Here is a 20,056-nt window from a genome sequence, read left to right on the forward strand (position 1 = left end):
ACGCCGGCATCGCCCCCGTCACCCGCGGCTCCGGCACCTCGACCAAAGGCGAGCACCCGGCCCGCACCGGCAACCGCAAGCTCAAACGAGCGTTCTTCCTGGCCGCGTTCGCCGCCCTGTCCAACCCCACCAGCAGCGCCTACTACGACCGCAAGAGAACCGAGGGCAAGAAACACAACGCAGCACTCATCCACCTCGCCCGCCGCCGCTGCGACGCCCTCTACGCCATGCTCCGCAACAGCACCCACTACCGACACCCCGAGACCGTCCCCACCCCAACCGCGGCTTGACAACCACATAGGGACACCCCCCCCGGGAAGGGTGGGGGCTGGCCGGGTCGGTGGGTCGGGTGGGGCGGGCGTGATCCCTGGTTGATCATGTGGTTGTCAAGGCCCGTGATCTGTTGAGGAAGTCGGGCCCGTCGGGGCGTCGTCCCCGGTCGTGGTTGTCCTGAGTCCGTCGGCCCCGGTGTCCGGTGACGCCGTGGTCGATCCGCGTCGTTTTCCGGGGGTCGCGGTGCCTGGTCCGCGTCGACGGTGTGGGATCGGCACTCGTTGGTCGGCGTGCCGGTGTTGGGGGTTGCCGCGGGAGCGTGGTCGTTGACCGTGATCGCGGAGTGGGTCGTGGGCCTGGCTCAACCGGTCTTGGCGGAGTGCGGTGTGCGCCGTGATCGTGGTGTCGGCGACCGAGTCCACGGTGCGCCGCGTGTTGGCGCGGGACCACGACACCCAGCACAACACTGGCGACGACCATTCCGACTACTCGACACCATCATCTGACCACCACACCGACTTTGCCGGACCTCTGCCGGATCGGGTGGGGGCTGGCCGGGACTCCGGCATGAAGTGCGGCTTGAATCGTCGCCGGTCCGACCCGGCGCCCGACTCGTGGGATCGCCTGGTCCGCAGGTGACCGGGGTGAGTTGTCCACATTGCCGCCGGCGGTCCCCAGCTTGTCCGAGGCTTCTCCGCCGAGCTGCCGGGCCGGTAGACTGGACCAGGGACGCCCCCCGGGACTGGGTGGGGGCTGGCCGGGAGTCCTGGTATGAGGTGCGGCTTGAATTGCGGTCGGTCCAGTGGCAGGTGCGGCTAGGGGCCAAGCTCGCGGCGTCGCCTCCGTGGGTGACGAGGTCGGGTACCCCTTATCGACGTCGTCGGCTCGCAGCAGGCCTAGCGCCGACGTAGGTTGCCAGGTGTTCTCCGGTCAGCGTGGATCGGTCGGCTACCAGGTCTGCCGGGGTTCCCTCGAACACGATCCGGCCGCCGTCGTGGCCTGCGCCGGGGCCGAGGTCGATGATCCAGTCGGCGTGGGCCATCACGGCCTGGTGGTGTTCGACCACGATGACCGACTTGCCCGCGTCGACGAGGCGGTCGAGTAGGCCGAGCAACTGGGCCACGTCGGCGAGGTGCAGGCCCGCGGTGGGTTCGTCGAGGACGTAGATGCCGCCCTTGTCGGCCATGTGGGTTGCCAGCTTGAGGCGTTGGCGTTCGCCGCCGGAGAGGGTGGTGAGGGGCTGGCCGAGGCTGAGGTAGCCGAGGCCGACGTCGGCGAGTCGGGTCAGGATGGCGTGTGCGGCGGGGGTGGCGGCGGGGCCGTCGGCGAAGAAGGCGGTTGCCTCGGTGACCGGCATGGCCAGTACCTCGCTGATGTCGCGGCCGCCGAGCTCGTACTCCAGTACCGCCGCCTGGTAGCGCTTGCCTTCGCAGTCCTCGCAGGTGGTCGCGACGCCCGCCATCATGGCCAGGTCGGTGAAGATGACGCCCGCGCCGTTGCAGGTGGGGCAGGCGCCCTCGGAGTTGGCGCTGAACAGGGCCGGTTTGACCCCGTTGGCCTTGGCGAACGCCTTGCGGATGGGTTCGAGCAGGCCGGAGTAGGTGGCCGGGTTGCTGCGCCGAGACCCGCGGATCGGGCTCTGGTCGACCGACACCACGCCCTCGCTCGCCGGGATCGACCCGTGCACCAGCGAGCTCTTGCCCGAACCGGCCACACCGGTCACCACGCACAGCACCCCGAGCGGGATGTCGACGTCCACATCGCGCAGGTTGTGCGCGGAGGCGCCCCGGATCGACAGCTTGCCGGTGGCGGCGCGGACGGTGTCCTTCAGCGACGCCCGGTCGTCGAAGTGGCGGCCGGTGATGGTGTCGCCCGCGCGCAGGCCGTCGACGGTGCCCTCGAAGCAGACGGTGCCGCCGCCGGTGCCCGCGCCGGGGCCCAGGTCGACGACGTGGTCGGCGATCGCGATCGTCTCCGGCTTGTGCTCGACCACCAGCACCGTGTTGCCCTTGTCGCGCAGCCGCAGCAGCAGGTCGTTCATCCGCGCGATGTCGTGCGGGTGCAGGCCCGTGGTGGGCTCGTCGAACACGTAGGTGACGTCGGTGAGCGCGGACCCCAGGTGCCGGATCATCTTGACCCGCTGCGCCTCACCGCCGGACAGCGTGCTCGACGGCCGGTCCAGCGCCAGGTAGCCCAGGCCTATCTCGACGAACGACTCCAGGGTGTGCACCAGGGTCGCCAGCAGCGGCGCCACCGACTTGTCCTTGATGCCCGCGACCCACTCGGCCAGGTCGCTGATCTGCATCGCGCAGGCCTCGGCGATGTTGATCCCCTTGACCTTCGACGTGCGGGCGCCCTCGGCCAACCGGGTGCCGCCGCAGTCGGGGCAGGTGGTGAACGCGACCGCCCGGTCCACGAAGGCCCGGATGTGCGGCTGCATCGCCTCCTTGTCCTTGGACAGCATCGACTTCTGGATGCGCGGCACCAACCCCTCGTAGGTCATGTTGATGCCCTCGATCTTCATCCGCTCCGGCTCGCGGTGCAGGAAGTCGTGCAGCTCGCGCTTGGTGAACTTGCGGATGGGCTTGTCCGGGTCGAAGAAGCCGGACGACGCGTACAGCCGGTAGTTCCACCCGCCCGGGGTGTAACCGGGGATGGTCAGCGCCCCCTCGGACAGCGACTTGGCGTCGTCGTAGAGCTGGGTCAGGTCGATGTCGGAGATCGAGCCGCGGCCCTCGCAGCGCGGGCACATGCCGCCGGTGCGGGAGAAGGTGGCCTTCACGGCCTTGCTGCCCGCGCCGCGGTCGACGGTGATGGCGCCGCTGGCCTTGACCGAGGCCACGTTGAAGGAGAACGCGCTGGGCGGGCCGATGTGCGGCTTGCCCAGCCGGGAGAACAAGATCCGCAGCAGCGCGTTGGCGTCGGTGGCGGTGCCCACGGTGGACCGGGTGTCGCCGCCCATCCGCTGCTGGTCGACGATGATCGCGGTGGTCAGCCCCTCCAGCACGTCCACGTCCGGTCGGGCCAGCGTCGGCATGAAGCCCTGGACGAACGCGCTGTAGGTCTCGTTGATCATCCGCTGCGACTCGGCGGCGATCGTGCTGAACACCAGCGAGCTCTTGCCCGACCCGGACACCCCGGTGAACACGGTCAGCCTGCGCTTGGGGATCTCGACGCTGACGTCCCTGAGGTTGTTCTCCCGCGCGCCAAGCACCCGGATCAGGTCGTGGCTGTCGGCGACGTGCGCCCCGTCCTGCTTACCGGTCCTGCTCATTCGTGTCTCCGTGTCTCCACCGTGCTGTGGCTGATCTGCGCTGCTCTGATCTGGGATGACTTCCTACTGTCTACCCGATCGGGCGGGCCGACCGGGGGTGGCGCGACGCCCGTCCGGGTGAGCGGTCGGGGTCGCGCCGCCGGGCTCACCGGTCCTGCAGCAGCCCCAGGACGTTGCCGTCGCGGTCGGTCACGGTCGCCACCAGGCGGCCACCGCCCACGTCGCGCACCGGGTTCTGCACGGAGCCGCCCGCCGCGGTCACCTCGGCGAGCTTCGCCTCGATGTCGGCGACGTGCCAGTGCGCCACCGGACCGGTCATGCCCTGCTGCGCCCCACCCGGGACCAGGCCGATGTGCTGGCCCGCGGTCTCGTAGCCGACGTAGTACTCGGCGTCGTGGGCGGGTTCGACGCCGAGCAGGGCGGTGAACACGGCCTTGGCCGCCGCCAGGTCGGTCACCGGGTGCAGCACGGTCTTGATCCCCTGTGTCTCGCTCATCCGTCACTCCTGAAGTGTTCGCTGTGTTGTGCCTACTGGGCCGTGGGCCGCCTGACCAGGTGTTCGTGCCCACGACGGTCACACTATGTGCCGGTCCGGCCGGGCCGCTTCTCGAATCCTGACCGGTCTCCGCGCACTGTGGACCGCCCGTGGACTGTCCCCAGACCGTCCCCGGACTGCCCCCGACGGCCCTTGGACGCCGAACGGCCACCGCGCCGGGACGCGCGGTGGCCGTTCGGGTGGGGCGGTGATCCAGTTGACGGCGGTGGTCAGTTGAAGATGACGTCCGAGCAGGAGTAGAACGCCTCACCGCTGTCGGGCAGGTGCCGCTGCCAGATGCCGTAGATCAGGTTCCGGCCCGTGTGGCCCGCGGGGAGGGTCACCTTGAGCTGGTAGGCGCCGCCGACGATCGGCGGGTTGAGCTGGCTGTAGAACGGCTTGTCCTCCAGGTCGGACCACTTGAGCGGTTTGGTCGGGTCCCAGCCCTGCTTGGTCACGTACAGCTCGAAGGTGCCCGGGTGCGCGGCGGTCTCCTTGTACTGGAACGTGTACGGGCCGCCGGCGGGCAGCGTGGTGGCGGGCCAGTCCGCGCGGGGCAGGTCCAGACCCTTGTACTTGTCGCGGCCCGCGCTGCACAGCTTGCCGTCCGGGATGATCTGGCGGCTGCGCCCGTTGGCGTTGAGGAGGTTCACCTCGTCCCAGTCGTAGAGCGGCCACGCCTCGCCCGCCTTCACAGCGGCCTTGCAGGCGGCGGACTTCGGGCTCTCCGGGCCCTCGGTGAAACAGCGGTAGATCCGGCTGGCCGGGTTGCTCATCGAGCCGTGCGCGGAAGCGGGCCCGGCGAGCAGCGCCGTCATGGACAACAGCGCCCCCGTGATGGCCGCCAACGCGGTGGCGGCGCGGCCGATCCTCATCTGCGATCTCCTTCGGCTGTCGAGTAAAGGTCTAGACCATTATGGATCTCCGGCACCGCCAAGTCCACCGTGGGGAATTCGCGAAACACCACCGCGACCGGCGAGGATCTGGACTGTTTATCTGTTCAGGGGGCAACCCTCTTGCCCGGCGGGCGGATCGTTCCGATCCTGATCGCATGACCGGTTCCCGGATGACCGTCCGCGGCGCGTTGCTGCTGTCCGCGGTGTTGACTTTGTGGTCGGGTTCGACTGCCCCGGCGTATGCCACCGGCGCCGGGACGGGTGCCTGGAACATGAACCCGGTTCCGCTGGACACCACCCACTCCGGCTCCACCTACAGCATGCGCGACCCCCGGTGGCCCGGACTCGCCTGTCAGGACGCCGTGACCAACACCGTGTTCAGTGGTCCGGACGACGTCTGGGGCAACGGTGACCCGATCGATCGCGAGACCGGCTGTGTGGACGCCTTGTACGCGGCGCAGAACTTCCAGCGGATGGCGGTGAACTGGTTGGGCCGCAACGGAGCCGATGGCAACGGCCGGGCGAGCCTGAGCATCCGGGTCGGTGTCGCGCAGCTCGGTCTCGGCACCAGCGGTTCGGTGATCTCGGTGGGGCACAACACTTCCGGCCAGTGGGTCGGCTCGCTCGACCTGATCGGCCGCGAGTACGGCAGGGTCATCGACCAGTACACGCCGACCGGGCCGTCGGCCAACGGCACCGCGGAGTTCATCGCGGACGCTTTCGGCACCGCCAACGAGTGGTACGCCGCGCAGCCCGCCGGTGACGTGCCGGACTTCCTGATCGGCGAGCGGGTGAACGTGCTGGGTCAGGGGCCGTTGCGGGACATGGCCAACCCGGCCGCGACCGGCGGGCGCAACTGCTACGCCGCCGACATCCCGCGGATCGACCCGGTCGCGGCGGCGGGGGTCGGTGACCACTGGTTCGTGTTGCTGGCAGCGGGTTCGGCGAACAGCCCGACGTGTGACGGGTTGTCGGCGACCGGGATCGGCGTCCAACGGGCCATCAAGATCCTTTATGCCGCGCTGCAGTTGAAGACCTCCGGGAGCAGCTACCCCAAGTACCGCGTCCAGACCCTGCGCGCCGCGCGGTCCCTGTACCCCGGCGGCTGTGTCGAGTACTCGGCGGTGCGGGCGGCCTGGACGTCGGTGGGCGTGCCCGCCCAGCCGGGGGAGCCCGGGTGCTGACGCCGCCGGACCGCTCACCCGATCGGCACGCCCCGATGTGATTGGTTGAACCATTTGGTGTGACCGTGGGTGCGGTTGGGCAGTTCTGCGACATGACCGCCGACACCGACCGCGACCTGGCCGTGTTCACCGCGACCGTGCCCACCCGCGCCGAGCAGTTGGCCCCGCTCCGGCACCGGATTCGCCGGTGGTTGACCCGGTGTCGGGTGCCCGCCGCTGTCCGTGGCGATGTCGTGTTGGCCGCGCACGAGGCGGTCAGCGACGCGATCGACCAACCACGCTCGGGGGACCCCACTACGGTGACGTTGCACTGGGACGAAGAGGTCGTCGTGCTGACCGCGATCGACCATTTCACCTGGACGGCGCGGGCGGCGGCGGTGGATGGCCCCGGGGAGCGGCGGTTGCGGGTGATCACCCGGGTCGCGGCGCGGGTGGACCTGGACGTGGACGCCGACCGGGGCACGTTGACGGCGTACTTCCAGGTGCCGGGCCGACCGTGATCCAATCGCGCTGATCATGGAAGCGTTACAGCGGTGATCTAGCTCGATCGGCTGCAAGAGTGCGTGATCGGGTTATTGGTTCGACCAGGAATTCCGGCGGTTCGGTGACGAATTCGCCGACTTTAATCCTCTGTGGCCACTCTTCCGGGTGGACACTCCGCAGCACCGTTGTCGCAGGCCAGGACGGCCCTAGTCTTTGATTCCACCCAGGGAACATCCGGGCTGGTCCGACCATGTGGTGAGGTGCGGGATGGGTAAGAGCAAGTCGTCCCCAGGCGAGACCGGCAGGGTGTTCCTGCCGCCCCTGGCGCGCAGACCCGGCGGTCGGGTCGCCGTGCTCGCGCTGGTGTTGGCCGCCATGGTCGGCACCGGGGGTCCGGTCTTCGCCGACCCCGACCCGGGTGGCGCCTCGACGTCCCAACCCGCGCCGTCCACGTCGGACACACCACCCGGCGCCGCCGCCAACGCCACCGGCACCGCAGGCACCGCGACGGACTCCACCACCGCGGACACCCCGACCCCGTCGGACTCCCCGACGGCCGACCCGTCCGGGCAAGCGCCCTCCCCGTCGGACCAATCACCCGCCGACTCCCCGTCTCCGGACCAAGCGCCGTCGAGCGGGCCACCCGCTGAGGCCCCGGCGCCCGCGGCCATCGACCCGCGCGCCCCGGTCGACCTCGCGTTGAGCGTCTACGCTCCCGAGGCCGCGAACGCCGGTTCCACCATCACCTGGACGTTGACGGTCACGAACAACGGCCCCGGCGCCGCGTCGGCTTTCACCGTCACCGACACCCTGCCCATCGAGGTGACCGGGATCAGCAGCCCCGGTTGTTCGGTCGCGGGCAACGTGGTGACGTGCGCGGGTGCCGCGCTCGCCGCGGGCGCTTCCACCACGCTGACCGTCAACGGCAGCACGCCGACCCCGTTCACCTTCCCCTTGGTGAACTCGGCCTCGGTGGCCACCGCGCCGACCGACAGCGACGCCGACACCGCCAACAACGAGGCGACGACGGTCACCACGACCGCCGCCCCCGCCCCGCAACTGGGCCTGCTCGCCACCGCGCACCTCAACGACACCAACGGAAACGGCGTCGGTGACGCGGGCGAGTCGATCGGCTACTCGTTCACCGTGCACAACTCGGGCAACGTGACGCTGTTCAACCTCGCGCTGCAGTTCAACGGCGGCGGCACCACGACCTGCGCCGACACCACGCTCTCGCTCAACGAGAGCACCACCTGCTCAGTGGGGACGCACGTGATCACCGCGGCCGACGTGACCGCGGGCCAGGTCGTCACCACCAGTACCGCCACCGCGACCGCCCCGGACGGCGCCGCGGTGTCCTCCGGGCAGTCGGTGACCAACATCCCGACCTTCGCCGCGGCGCCCGCGATCAAGCTGGTCCGCACCGCCGTCCTCGGCGACACCAACGGGGACAACCTCGGCGAGCAGGGCGAGCAGATCGACTACCGGTTCCTGGTGAGCAACTCCGGGAACGTGCCGCTGACCAACATCGTGGTCACCGGCGACGACCTGACCACCAACCCGTGCGCGGCGGTCACGACGGTGCAGCCCAACCAGACCGTCGAGTGCGTCCGCCAGCCGGTCTACGTCATCACCGCGCAAGACGCGGTCAACGGCACCGTGGTGCACAACGCCATCGCGACCGGTGTCGCCCCGGGCGGCACGTCGGTGACCTCCGATACGTCCACCACTACGACACCCACGTTCGTGCCCGCCCCCGCGGTGACCATCGCGCAGACGTTCACCCCGGGTGACGAGAACAACGACGGCCTGGTCGAGGCCGGTGAGACCGTCCGGTTCAAGTCCACGATCACCAACAACGGCAACGTGAAGCTGACCGACCTCGATGTCACCGTCATCGATGGCGCGCCGAGTTCCGCGGGTTGTGTTGGCGGTTTGACCGCACAACCCGGGGAAACCGTGGTGTGCAACCAATCCCTGCCGTATGTGGTCACACCGCAGGACGCGGCGGCGGGCGCGGTCACCCGCACCGTGCGCGCGCACGGCACCGCTCCCGGTGGCACGATCGTGCAGTCGACCGATGTCACCTCGTCCATCCCGGTCTTCGTGCCGCGGCCATCGATCGGGTTGACCCTGCACGAAGACCTGGTCGACGGCAACGGGAACGGCATCGGCGACCTGGGTGAGCAGGTCCGGTTCAGCGTGACCGTCAGCAACACCGGCAACGTGCCGCTCACCAACGTGATCGTCGAGGGCCAGCTCAGCGGCAACGCCGAGACCATCTGCCCGCAGGCGGTGATGATCCCCGAGCAGAGCGCCACCTGCGTCCGCCCGCTGTACACGATCAGCCAGCACGACGTCGACGTCGGCGCGGTGCTCGGCATCGGCACCGCGGTGGGCACGGCGCCGGACGGCGCGCGGATCCGGTCGACGCCGATCGCGGCCAACATCCCGGTGTTCGACCCGGACCCGGTGCTGGCGCTGGTCAAGAACGACCACCTGCGTGACGGCAACGGCAACGGCCTCGCCGACCTGGACGAGCCGATCGACTACACCTTCGCGGTCACCAACGTCGGCAACGTCACCGTGACCGGGCTCAACATCCAGGACGCCACCCTGTCCGGCACCACCTGCCCGACCACGACCCTGGCGCCGCAGCAGAGCACCACCTGCACCTCCAACGCGCCGCACGTGACCACGGTCGACGACATCGACGCCGCCGAGGTCATCAACGTGGCCACCGCGCGCGGCACCGCGCCGGACGGCTCGACGGTCGTGTCGCCGCAGTCGCGGACGAACACCCCGACGTTCGTGGCCAACCCGGCGCTGGCGCTGGACAAGCGGGCCGTGCTCGGCGACACCAACAACAACGGCCTCGCCGATCTCGGCGAGCGCATCCAGTGGTCGTTCCTCGTGGTGAACAACGGCACCCTGCCGCTGCACGGGCTGCACATCGCCGACCCGGTCGCGGGCGCGGTCACCTGCCCGGCCACCGACCTGGCCGTGCTGGCCGCCACCACCTGCGTCGCCGACGCGCCGCACAACGTGACCGAGGCGGACATCCTGCTCGGCAAGGTCGCCAACACGGCCATCGCCATCGCGAGCCTGGGCGACGCCGCCAACACCGAGGTCGTCTCGCCGCCGGACTCGACGATCACCCCGACCGCGGGCCCGAACCCGGTGCTGACCCTGGCCAAGCGTGCCGACCTGGTCGACACCAACAACAACGAGTTGGCCGACAAGGGCGAGACCATCAACTACTCGTTCGTGCTGACCAACACCGGCAACGTGACCCTGACCAACCTCCGGGTCGACGACCCCAAGGCCGGTCCGGTGACCTGCCCGAGCACCACCCTGGCGCCGGGCGCCACGGTCACCTGCACGGCCGCGCCGTACATCGTGACCGGCGACGACATCGCCGCGGGCATCGTCCGCAACGTCGCGGTCGGCTACGGCACCCCGCCGACCGGCCCGCCGGTGCAGACCCCGCCCGCGACGGCCGAGGTGCCCATCGCCAACCCGGCGCTGGAGCTGGTGAAGAACGCCGTGCTCAACGACACCGACGACGACAACCTGGCCAGTATCGGTGAGACGATCACCTACACCTTCGTGCTCACCAACACCGGCAACGTCCCGCTGACCGACATCAGCGTCGACGACCCCAAGGCCGGGGTGGTGACCTGCCCGGTGACCACGCTCGCACCGGCGGCGAGCACCACGTGCACCGCGGAGCCGTACGAGGTCACCGAGGACGACGTCGCCGCGGGGGTCGTGCACAACGTGGCCGTGGCGTCCGGACAGCCGCCGGGCACCGGTGGCCGGATCATCGCGCCGCCCGCCAGCCGCGACGTGCCCACCACCTCGGGGCAGATCAACGGGGATGACGCCAACCAGGCGGGCAGCCCGTCGTCGCCCGCGATCGGTCTGGAGAAGAAGGCCGCTCTGCACGACACCGACGGCGACAACCTCGCCGACGTGGGCGAGCTGATCGACTACAGCTTCGTGGTGACCAACACCGGCGACGTGGCGCTGACCAACATCCTGGTCAACGACCCGAAGCTGACCGATGTCACCTGCCCGAGCACCGCCCTGGCGGTGGGGGCGTCGGTCACCTGCACCCACGCCGGGTACGTGGTCACCCAGGCCGACATCGACGCGGGCACGGTGCACAACGTGGCCACCGCGACCGGTGACGTCACCGGCGGCGACAGCGTCACCTCGCTGCCCGCCACCGCGGACGTGCCGGTCGACAACAAGGTCGTCGCGGCCGCCACCCCGCAGGGTGGGGTCACCCCGGCCCTGGCCGAGACCGGTGTGCCCGGTCTGGTGACCCTATTCGGCTGGGCGATCGTGTCCCTGGTCGGCGGTGCCCTGCTCCTGCTGGGCGGTCGGGGCAGGAGGAAGCGCGCCTGATCGTCCGCGGGGCGGGTCGGCCGGTTGATCCCGGCGGTCCATTCCGGTAGCTGATCGACAAACACGGTGGCCGCGGTTAATTCCCGCGGCCACCGTGTTTTTCCCAGCGTTGCCGCCGGAACTACCCGGTGGCGCAACGAAAAGCGGGCAGACTACCAGCGTCGCCTTGGGTGTCGCCGGCATTTGCGCCGATGGGTCGAACGTGCGATCGGGTGCTACCCGACCGTCGGACCGCTGTGCTTTCATGTGCCCACGGGAATGCGCTACGCGCGTAGACGTTCCACCGCGACCGGTGTGGACGTTTCCCCGGCAGGTGCGGTCGGGTCGAGTCGGGGGAGTTGTTGTGGTCTGCACGGGGTCGAACCACGGGCGACGCGGGACGGACGCGGTCTGCCTGCCGGACCTGCTGCGCGAACAGGTGCGCGCGAGACCGGGCGCGGTGGCGGTCCGCGACGGCGAAACCGTTGTCAGCTATGCGGATTTCGCCAGCCGGGCCGATCGGGTGGCCGGGTTGGTCGCCGCCGCCGGGGTCGGTCCGGACCAGCCGGTCGGCCTGTTCGTCGAACCGTCGGTGGATTCCGTGGTGGCGGTGTGGGGTGTGTTGCTCGCGGGTGCCGCGTATGTCCCGTTGTCACCGGATTACCCGGAGGAACGGCTGCGGTTCATGGTCGCCGACGCGCGGCTGCCGCTCGTGGTGACCGATCGGGCGCTGCTGTCCAGGTTGTCCCGGTTCGTCCCCGGTGGAACCAGGGTCGTGTGCCTGGACGACGCGACCGGTTCCGTGTCAACGGGTGTCGAGGTCGGGCCGGACAACCTCGCTTATGTCATCTACACGTCCGGGAGCACCGGGCGGCCCAAGGGGGTGCTGGTCGAGCAGCGTGGGGTGGTCAGCCAGTTGCGGTGGCTGCGCGACGCGCACGACATCGGGCCGGGCGCGGTGGTGTTGCAGAAGACGCCGTTGAGTTTCGACGCCGCGCAGTGGGAAGTGCTGTCGCTGGCCGTCGGCGCGACGGTGGTCGCCGGATCACCGGGTCTGCACCGCGATCCGGACCGTCTCATCGCGACAGTCCGATCCGCCGGTGCCACCGCGGTGCAGTGCGTGCCCACGTTGCTGCGGGCGCTGTTGGACACCGAGCGGATGGCCGAGTGCACGTCGCTGCGGCAGGTGTTCAGCGGTGGCGAGGTCCTCTCCCAGTCGCTGGCCCGGCGGTGCCTGGACGCGGTGCCGTGGTGCAGGCTGGTGAACCTGTACGGGCCGACCGAGTGCACCATCAACTCCTCCGCGTTCACCGTGGACGCCGCGACCCTGGTGCCCGGCCGGGAATCGGTCCCGATCGGGAAACCGGTGGCGGGCACGCACTACCGCATCCTCGACCACAACGGCGATCCGGTCGGCCCGGGGGAGACCGGTGAACTGCACATCGGCGGCGTCCAGGTCGCCCGGGGCTACCTGGACCGGCCAGAGCTGACCGCGCGGCGGTTCGCCGCCGATCCCCTGTACGGCCGGGTGTTCCGCACCGGCGACCTGGCCCGGTGGAACGCGGACGGCACGGCCCAGTTCGTCGGCCGGGTGGACAACCAGGTGAAACTGCGCGGTTTCCGAGTCGAGCTGGACGAGATCCGGTTGGCCATCGAGGCACACGCCTGGGTTCGGGCCGCGGCCGTGGTGGTCAAGGACGACGAGCGCACCGGTTTCCAGAACCTGGTCGCCTGCGTGGAGTTGGACCCGCGGGAGGCCGCGCTGATGGACCAGGGGCGGCATTCCGCGCACCACCAGTCCAAGCAGAGCAGGGTGCAGGTGCGGGCCCAGTTGTCCGATCCCGGCGTGCGCACCGATCTCGGTGACCGGCCCACCGTCGTGCTGCCCGGCCGCGAACCCAGCGAGCGGCAGCGGCGGGAGGTGTTCGCCCGCAAGACCTACCGGTTCTACGAGGGCGGCGCGGTCACCTCGGCCGAACTGCTCGCGGTGCTCGGTCGTCGCGCCGAACAGCCGTCGGAGTCCGGAGTGGTTGATGTCCCGGTTCTGGGTGCGGTGCTGCGGTATTTCGGCCAGTTCCGCAGTGGGGAGCGGTTGTTGCCGAAGTACGGGTACGCGTCGCCCGGATCGCTTTACGCCACCCAGCTCTACCTGACGCTGGTAGGTGTGCCGGGAATGCGAGCCGGAACGTACTACTACCACCCCGCTGATCACCGGCTCGTGTTGCTGACAGCGCTACCCGGCGTAGAACCCGCGGCGCGGGTGCACTTCGTGGGCAGGCGGCGGGCGATCGAACCGGTCTACCAGGACAACATCGAGGAGGTCCTGGAGATCGAGGTCGGGCACATGGTCGGCCTGTTCGAGGAGGTCTTGCCCCGGTACGGCCTGGACATCCGGCCCGTCGGTCCGCGCACGCCCGCGCTCGCCGCCGAGCCCGGCGACCACCACATCGGCACCTTCGAGATCGGGCCCTGGCTGCCTCGACCGGGCGACCACATCGACCTCTACCTGCAAACCCATCCTGGCCACGTGTCCGACCTCCCCACCGGGCAGTACCGGTACACCGGTCACGGCCTGGAGTGGGTGAGCGGTGAACTGGTGCGGCGCAACCACGTCATCGCCATCAACCAACGCGTCTACCAGCGCGCGAGCGTCGGCGTGACGGTGGTGGCGCGCAACCCCGAGCCGTGGCTGCGGTTCGTCGACCTGGGTCGGACGCTGCACCGGTTGTCGGCCAACGACACCGGGATCGGGTTCATGTCCGCCGGGTACAGCTCCCGTTCGGGGCACGACCTGCCGTCCGCCACCAGGATCGACGCCGTGCTCGCCGCGTGCGGGCTGCCGACCGGGCCGTCGTACTTCGCCGTCGGCGGCAAGGTCAGCGCCGACCAGCGGGCGGGCGAGGGCATGCGCGAGGACGCCGTCCACATGAAGGGCCCGGCCGAGCTGATCCGCGACGACCTGGCCGAGCAGTTGCCCGACTACATGATCCCGAACAAGGTGGTCGTGTTCGACGCGCTCCCGGTCACCGCCAACGGCAAGGTCGACCAGTTCGCCCTGCTCGCCTCCGACCGCACCGACATCGCCGCCGCGCGCCCGCTCATCCCGCCGCGCACCGACACCGAGCGCCGGGTCGCCGCCGTCTGGGCCGCCGCCCTGCGCCGCGAGGCGGTCTCGGTGTCCGACGATTTCTTCACGGTGGGCGGCAATTCGCTGGTCGCGGTCGCGTTGATCAACCGGCTGAACGCCGAGTTCGACAGCGCCCTGCCGGTGCAGGCCCTGTTCGAGGCGCCGACCGTGGCGCAGTTGGCCAAGCGCATCGCCACCGCGGCCGAGTCCACGTCCCGGTTGATTCCACTGTGGACAGATGGTGGCGGTCCGCGGGTGTTCTGCTGGCCCGGTCTCGGCGGCTACCCGATGAACCTGCGCCTGCTCGCCGCCGCGGTCGGCCGCCCGTTCCACGGCGTACAGGCCCGCGGCATCAACAGCGGCGAGACCGCGCACGCCACCATCGCCGCTGCGGCGGCCGAGGACATCGCCGAGATCCGCCGCGACCACCCGCACGGCCCGTACGCGCTATGGGGGTACTCGTTCGGCGCTCGCGTCGCGGTTGAGGCTGCTCACCAGCTCGCGGGGGCGGGGGAGCGGGTCAGTGAACTCGTCCTCATCGCCCCGGGCGCGCCGACCGTCACGATCGACGGTCACCCCGTCACCGCCCGCACCGCCGCCTACACCGACCGCGCCTACATCGCCCTGCTGTACTCCGTCTTCGCCGGTCGGCTACACGGCCCCGATCTAGCCGAATGCGTCCGCACTGTCCACAACGACGACACCTTCGCCCAGTTCGTCGCCCACCGCTTCGACCTCACCCCCGACACCGTTCGCCGCATCGCCACCGTCGTGCACCGCACCTTCACCGCCGGTTACCAGATCCCCGAACTCGCCTGCCGCAGGCTCACCACCCCCATCACCATCCTCAAAGCCAACGGCGACGACTACTCGTCCCTGGAGGCAACCACCGACTACGCCACCCAGCCGCCCCAGGTCATCACCCTCCCGATCGACCACTACGCCCTGCTCACCCACCCCGGTGTCGACACGGTCGCCGCGCACCTGAGACCGAGCCCCTAGCGGCGGGCAGGCGCCTCGTCCAACTTCGCGACGATGGGGCCCAGCAGGCTGTCCAGTTCCCGCACCAACACCGCCACCGCCCGCCGCGCCGTCTCCGCAACGGCGTCCGCCGGGCTCTCGGGCGTGGGCGGCAGCCCCTCGAACGGCAACGGCGCCTCGACCAACAGCGACGCCCGCAGCCGCGGTGTCGTCGTCAGATCGCGCGCGGTCGGGTGCACGAACTGGCCCAGCACGCTGGGCCAGCCCCGCCAGTTCCGATCCCGCGTCCAGTCCCGTGGCCAGTCCAGCGCCGCAGGCCACGGCGACACCATCGACACCCGCGTGGTCAGCGTGCCATCCCACTCGCTGCGCGCGCACGTCACGTCCAGAATCCGGCGGTGCCACCGCACATAACCGGGGATCGACACCGGCGGCACCGCCAGCCGCCAAGCGACACAGGCAAAACCAACCGGCGAGATGTCCCCGAACACCCCGTCGAACTCCCCCACATGCGACTCGACCCGGCCGCCGTACTCCGCCGCCTTCGCCCGCTCGACCCAGAACACCACGTGCCACCCCCACACCGAGCCACGACCCAGTTCGACCATACGCGCTACGGCCCGGCGCAGAGGGGGACGGCGCAGAGGGGGATGGCTGGGTGTGAGACGGCTCGGTGTGGGACGGCTCAGCCGCACGGTGGTTCGTAGGGCAGTTGCGGGACGTGGGCGCGCCACTGGTCGACGGTCAGCCTGCCGTCGGTCGAGGCGCACACCTGCTGGGCGACCCGGGCCGGGTCGAGGTCCCACCGGCGGATGACGTCGTCGCCGCTGCCGGTGATCAGGGTGTTGTCGCCGGGGCCGAAGGTGACCGAGTTGGCGCCGTTGCTGTGCGTGGTGATCGGGCGGTCCGCCGAGCGGGACCCGACGGTCCACAGGTGCACGGTGTCCTCCGCGCCCGCCGCCGCGATGGTCTGGCCGTCTGGGCTGAAGGCGACCGTGTTGAGCGTGTCGGTGGGGCCGCTCAACGGCGGCCCGACCGGCCGGGTGTGCGCCGGGTCGCTGGTGTCCCACAGCCGCACCGTTTTGTCGTCCGCGGCGGTGGCCAGGGTGCGGCCGTCCGGGCTGAACGCGGCGGCGCTGACCGACGCGGCGTGCTCGGTGAACGCCGGTCCGAGCGGCGCAGGCCGGTCCGGGACGCTGACGTCCCAAAGCTGCACGGCCCGGTCCGAGGAGACCAGGGCGAGCGTGCGCCCGTCGGAGCGGAAGGCGGCGGCGTTGACCGCGGCGTTGGTGGGCCGCGCCATCGGCTGCCCGCGCGGCCGCGGGTCCTTCGGGTCGCGGATGTCCCACAACCGCGCGGAGCTGTTGTCGCCGCCGGTGACGAGGTATCCGCCGTCGGGGCTGAACGCCAGGACGTGGGTGCGGCGGGCGTGGGTGTCCACCGGCGGGCCGACCGGGACGGGGTTGGCCGGATCGCGGATGTCCCACAGCTGGACCGTCGGGCTGGCACTGGTGGCGAGCATGGTGCCCGCGGCGTTGAGGGCGACTGTGCTGTCGGTTCCGTTGCCACCGGGAGAGCCGGTGCCGATGGCGAATGACGGGCCGAACGGGCGGGGGTGCGGCGGGTCGGAGTAGTCCCACAGTTGCGCGGTGCGGTCGACCCCGGCGGTCGCCAGGATCTGCCTGGTCCGGTTGAACACCGGGCTGAGCACAGCACCCCCGCGGCCGATCGGGGTGGTCGGCAGCGACCACAGCCGCAGCGTGTTGTCGGCGTCGCCGGTCGCCAGGGTCCGGCCGTCGGGGCTGAACCGGACGGTGAACACGCTGCCCCCGCCGCCGGTCAGCGGCTGCCCGATCGGCGTGACGTGGGTCGGGTCGGTGACGTTCCACAACCGCGCCGTGCTGTCGCTGCTGCCACTGGCCAGTACCTCGCCGTCCGGGCTGAACGACAGCGCCCAGACACCGCGGGCGTGGCTCGCCAGGGGTTGGCCGAGCGCGACGGGGTGGTGCGGGTCACGCACGTCCCACAGCCGGATCGTCTTGTCGGCGCTGCTGGACGCCAGCACCTGCCCGTCCGGGCTGTACAGCATGCTTTGCACGCTGTCGGTGTGCCCGGTGGGGCTGCCCTCCGCGACCGGGTGCCCGAGGTCCGCGATTCCCCACAGTTGGACGGCCCCGTCGGTGGTGCCCGCGACGATCGTGGCGCCGTCCGGGCTGAACGCCACCGACCGCACCCGGCGACCAGGGTCCGCGCCCACCGCGGTGACCGGCTCGACCCGGTCGCGCGGGCGTACCCGCCACACCCGCACCCCCCGCGCGTCGTTGGCGGTGGCCAGCAGGGCGCCGTCCGGGCTGAACACGGCGACGTAGACCGGCGCGCCGCTGTCGACCGGTGGACCCAGCGGCCAGGCCCGCTGGGGGTCGGTCACGTCCCACAGCCGGATGGTGTGGTCCTCGCCCGCGGTGACCAGGGTCTTGCCGTCCCGGGTGAACGCGGCGACGCTCACCCAGCCGCGGTGTCCGGTCAGCGGCTGACCCAACTGCCGCGGGTGGCGCGGGTCGCGCACGTCCCACAGCCGCACCGTGCCGTCCTGGCCCGCGCTGGCGAGCAGGTGGCCGTCCGGGCTGAACGAGGCCAGGTAGACGGCGCCGGTGTGCCCGGTCAGGCTGGTGGCCAGCGGCGTGTTCTGGGTGGACAGCAGCCGGGTCCGCGCCGTCTCGTCGTCGGGCTGCAGCCGGTAGGCGGCCAGGTCGAGTTGAGCCGAGAGCGACGAGTCGACCTGCTGCACCCGGTCCGCCTCGACGAGCAGTTGGCGGTAGGCGGCCTCGTCGCGCTGCCGGATCGCCATGGACGCGGTGACCGCGGACACGACTGTCAGCACCGCCAGCAGCGCCACCGCGGCCCGCCGCAGCCACGCCGTGCGCTGCCGGTGCCGCACCGAGGCCCGCAGGAACCGCCGAGCCGTGTCGGTGACCGCCGCGGGTGGCCGCGCGGCGGTCTGCGCGATCTCCAACCGGCCGCGCGAGTAGAGCATCGACCGGTGGCCGCCGGTGTCCGCCCAGGCCGCGGCGTCGTCCTCCAGCCGCTGCCCGGCCAGGATGCCCGCCCGGTTCTCCGCGACCCAGCCGCGCAACCGCGGCCAGGCGTTGAGCACCGCCTCGTGCGCGAGACCGACCGAGGTGGCGTCCAGGGTGACCAGCCGGGCCGCCACGAGCGCCTCCAGCGCCGTCGCCGCCGCCTCCGGGTCGGCGGCCAGGTCCACCAACTCGCCCCGGGTGGCGTCCCGACGGGTGTCCCTGGCCTCCGGGTTCACCCGCACCAGCCGCAGCAACACCGACCGGGCGGCTGCCTGCGCGGCCGCGGCCAGCCGGGCGTAGACCTGCTCGGCGGTCACCGCGACCGCGCCGCGCACCCCACCCGCCTGGCGGTAGGCGGCGACGGTGAGCAGGTCACCGGTCCGGTCCTGCCAGACGGCCAGCAGGGTGTGCGACAGCAGCGGCAACGCGCCGGTCTCGCGCACCCGGCCGGGCAGGTCCTGCCAGAGCACGCCGACGTCGTGCAGCAGCAGGTCCACCAGCCCACCCTCCAACCGCAGCCCGGCGGCCTCGGCCGGTCGGGTGACCGCCTCGCGCAGTTCCTCGGCGGTCATCGGGGCGAGCGCCACCGGCCGGTCCAGCGACTCCGCCAGCGCCGGGTAGTCCAGGCACCGGCCGTAGTAGTCGGTGCGCACCCCGAGCAGCACCACGGCCCTGGGCTCCCGCTCATCGGACCGGGGCGAGCAGGCGGCGGCGAGGACGTCGATGAACAGCCGCCGCCGCGCCTCGTCCGCGCCCTGGGTGAACACCTCCTCGAACTGGTCGACCACGATCACCAGCCGGGACGCGGCGGTCGCCGCCAACCTGGTCTCGACGGCAGCGCGCACCGCGTCGCCGAGGTCGCCCGCGCCGGTCGTCCCGGGGCCGGGCAGGTCCAGGTCGGGCAGTTCGGGGAGCCGGGCGACGATGGCGGCGACCGGGTCGGCGCCCGGGGTCAACTCGACCACCGACCACGCCTGTCCCGGGCCCGGTTGCTCGCCGCGGGCGATCGCGGGGAGCAGTCCCGCCCGGATGAGCGACGACTTGCCCGACCCGGACGCCCCGGTCAGCATCACGATCTCGCCGGTCACCGCGGCCTCGCCCAGCCGGGCCAACAGCGCCGCCGTGCTGCGCTCCCGACCGAAGTACCAGGGCTCGTCATCCTGCTCGAACACCGCCAGACCGCGGTACGGGCAGACGTCGGCCATCACCGGGGTGGCCTGGTCCTGCTCACTCCCCTCCTCGTTGGCGGACTCGTCGCCGGGGTCGACCTCGGGGACCGCGGGGCTGGACTGCGCTGCCTTCCACCACACCCGCCACGACTCGATCTCGTAGAGCCCGGTGACCGGCGGCTCGGGCACCCTGGCGCGGGCCAGGTGCACCAGCACCTCCAGTACCGCGGCCAGCGAGGAGAACCGGGCGGGCACGTTGCGCCCGCGCCGCCAGTCGCTGACCCGCTGGTTGGACACCCGCACCACGCCGCCGCGCTCGTCCGGCCTGCGCGCCCTGGCGACCGCGTTGGCGACCCGGGTGATCGGTGGGTCGCCCGCCGCGACGTAGAGCCGGGCGAACCGTTCGGCGAACGCCGCCCTCGGCCCGGATCTGTTCAGCGGCCCGTTCATCTGATCGGCCCCCTCGCCACTGGAGATCCCGGTCCGGTCCCGGACCGGGAAGGACAAAACCGCTGGCCCCCGTCCGTTCCCGTTATAGCAGGGTGGAAATGGGGGGAGGATGGAATGGCAGGTGAGCTGCCGGAGTGGGTCGCAGTGGCGTCGGTGCCGTGGTGGGGGCGTTGTGCGCCGCCGTGCGGGCAGCTACGGGCGTCCCATTCCCGCGT

The 20,056-nt window shown here is 71.2% G+C and carries 10 protein-coding genes; 5 read left to right on the forward strand and 5 right to left on the reverse strand.

Features of this window, described 5'->3' with window-relative positions; translation table 11 throughout:
• Positions 1 to 290: transposase (locus tag H504_RS34245; protein WP_035303880.1), on the forward strand; the 290-nt coding region annotated here is incomplete at its 5' end.
• 851 nt (positions 291 to 1,141) lie between these two features.
• Here H504_RS34245 and H504_RS0109975 read toward each other — a convergent pair.
• The 3 genes from H504_RS0109975 to H504_RS0109985 form a co-directional block, all read right to left on the reverse strand.
• Complete coding sequence (locus H504_RS0109975) at positions 1,142 to 3,547, reverse strand: ATP-binding cassette domain-containing protein (protein ID WP_026422663.1); 2,406 nt, start codon at positions 3,545 to 3,547, stop codon at positions 1,142 to 1,144.
• A 145-nt stretch (positions 3,548 to 3,692) separates the two neighbouring features.
• Entirely contained in the window at positions 3,693 to 4,043 is a 351-nt protein-coding gene (locus tag H504_RS0109980) for a VOC family protein (RefSeq protein WP_026422664.1), read from the reverse strand.
• 269 nt (positions 4,044 to 4,312) lie between these two features.
• A complete protein-coding gene (locus tag H504_RS0109985; RefSeq protein ID WP_026422665.1) occupies positions 4,313 to 4,957 on the reverse strand; it encodes a lytic polysaccharide monooxygenase auxiliary activity family 9 protein in 645 nt (214 codons plus the stop codon).
• A 176-nt stretch (positions 4,958 to 5,133) separates the two neighbouring features.
• Here H504_RS0109985 and H504_RS34250 point away from each other — a divergent pair, with 176 nt between their 5' ends.
• The 4 genes from H504_RS34250 to H504_RS34255 all read left to right on the forward strand — a co-directional run bounded on the left by H504_RS34250 (position 5,134) and on the right by H504_RS34255 (position 15,166).
• Positions 5,134 to 6,162, forward strand: a complete 1,029-nt coding sequence (locus H504_RS34250) for a M4 family metallopeptidase (protein WP_051385689.1) — start codon at positions 5,134 to 5,136, stop codon at positions 6,160 to 6,162.
• 65 nt (positions 6,163 to 6,227) lie between these two features.
• Complete coding sequence (locus H504_RS0109995) at positions 6,228 to 6,662, forward strand: ATP-binding protein (RefSeq protein ID WP_157440322.1); 435 nt, start codon at positions 6,228 to 6,230, stop codon at positions 6,660 to 6,662.
• 250 nt (positions 6,663 to 6,912) lie between these two features.
• Positions 6,913 to 11,058 (forward strand): DUF7507 domain-containing protein, encoded by a 4,146-nt coding sequence (locus H504_RS0110000; RefSeq protein WP_026422667.1) that lies wholly within the window; start codon positions 6,913 to 6,915, stop codon positions 11,056 to 11,058.
• Positions 11,059 to 11,401: 343 nt separating this feature from the next.
• Positions 11,402 to 15,166, forward strand: coding sequence for a non-ribosomal peptide synthetase family protein (locus H504_RS34255; protein WP_051385690.1), 3,765 nt, complete (start codon positions 11,402 to 11,404; stop codon positions 15,164 to 15,166).
• Here H504_RS34255 and H504_RS34260 read toward each other — a convergent pair.
• Both H504_RS34260 and H504_RS0110015 read right to left on the reverse strand, forming a co-directional pair.
• Positions 15,163 to 15,711: a hypothetical protein gene (locus H504_RS34260; protein WP_157440323.1), complete on the reverse strand. Its 549-nt coding sequence runs from the start codon at positions 15,709 to 15,711 to the stop codon at positions 15,163 to 15,165. The two genes, H504_RS34255 and H504_RS34260, sit on opposite strands and share 4 nt — an antisense overlap.
• A 119-nt stretch (positions 15,712 to 15,830) precedes the next feature.
• Positions 15,831 to 19,841, reverse strand: a complete 4,011-nt coding sequence (locus H504_RS0110015; protein ID WP_026422668.1) for an nSTAND1 domain-containing NTPase — start codon at positions 19,839 to 19,841, stop codon at positions 15,831 to 15,833.
• Positions 19,842 to 20,056 lie beyond the last annotated feature (215 nt).

The sequence above is a fragment of the Actinokineospora inagensis DSM 44258 genome, assembly GCF_000482865.1.
Taxonomy (GTDB): domain Bacteria; phylum Actinomycetota; class Actinomycetes; order Mycobacteriales; family Pseudonocardiaceae; genus Actinokineospora; species Actinokineospora inagensis.

Excerpts from the sequence above, each read along its gene's own strand:
- H504_RS0110000 (WP_026422667.1), top strand. The coding sequence starts at position 6,913 with ATGGGTAAGAGCAAGTCGTCCCCAGGCGAGACCGGCAGGGTGTTCCTG.
- H504_RS0110015 (WP_026422668.1), bottom strand. The coding sequence starts at position 19,841 with ATGAACGGGCCGCTGAACAGATCCGGGCCGAGGGCGGCGTTCGCCGAA.
- H504_RS0109975 (WP_026422663.1), bottom strand. The coding sequence starts at position 3,547 with ATGAGCAGGACCGGTAAGCAGGACGGGGCGCACGTCGCCGACAGCCAC.
- H504_RS0109985 (WP_026422665.1), bottom strand. The coding sequence starts at position 4,957 with ATGAGGATCGGCCGCGCCGCCACCGCGTTGGCGGCCATCACGGGGGCG.
- H504_RS34250 (WP_051385689.1), top strand. The coding sequence starts at position 5,134 with ATGACCGGTTCCCGGATGACCGTCCGCGGCGCGTTGCTGCTGTCCGCG.
- H504_RS0109980 (WP_026422664.1), bottom strand. The coding sequence starts at position 4,043 with ATGAGCGAGACACAGGGGATCAAGACCGTGCTGCACCCGGTGACCGAC.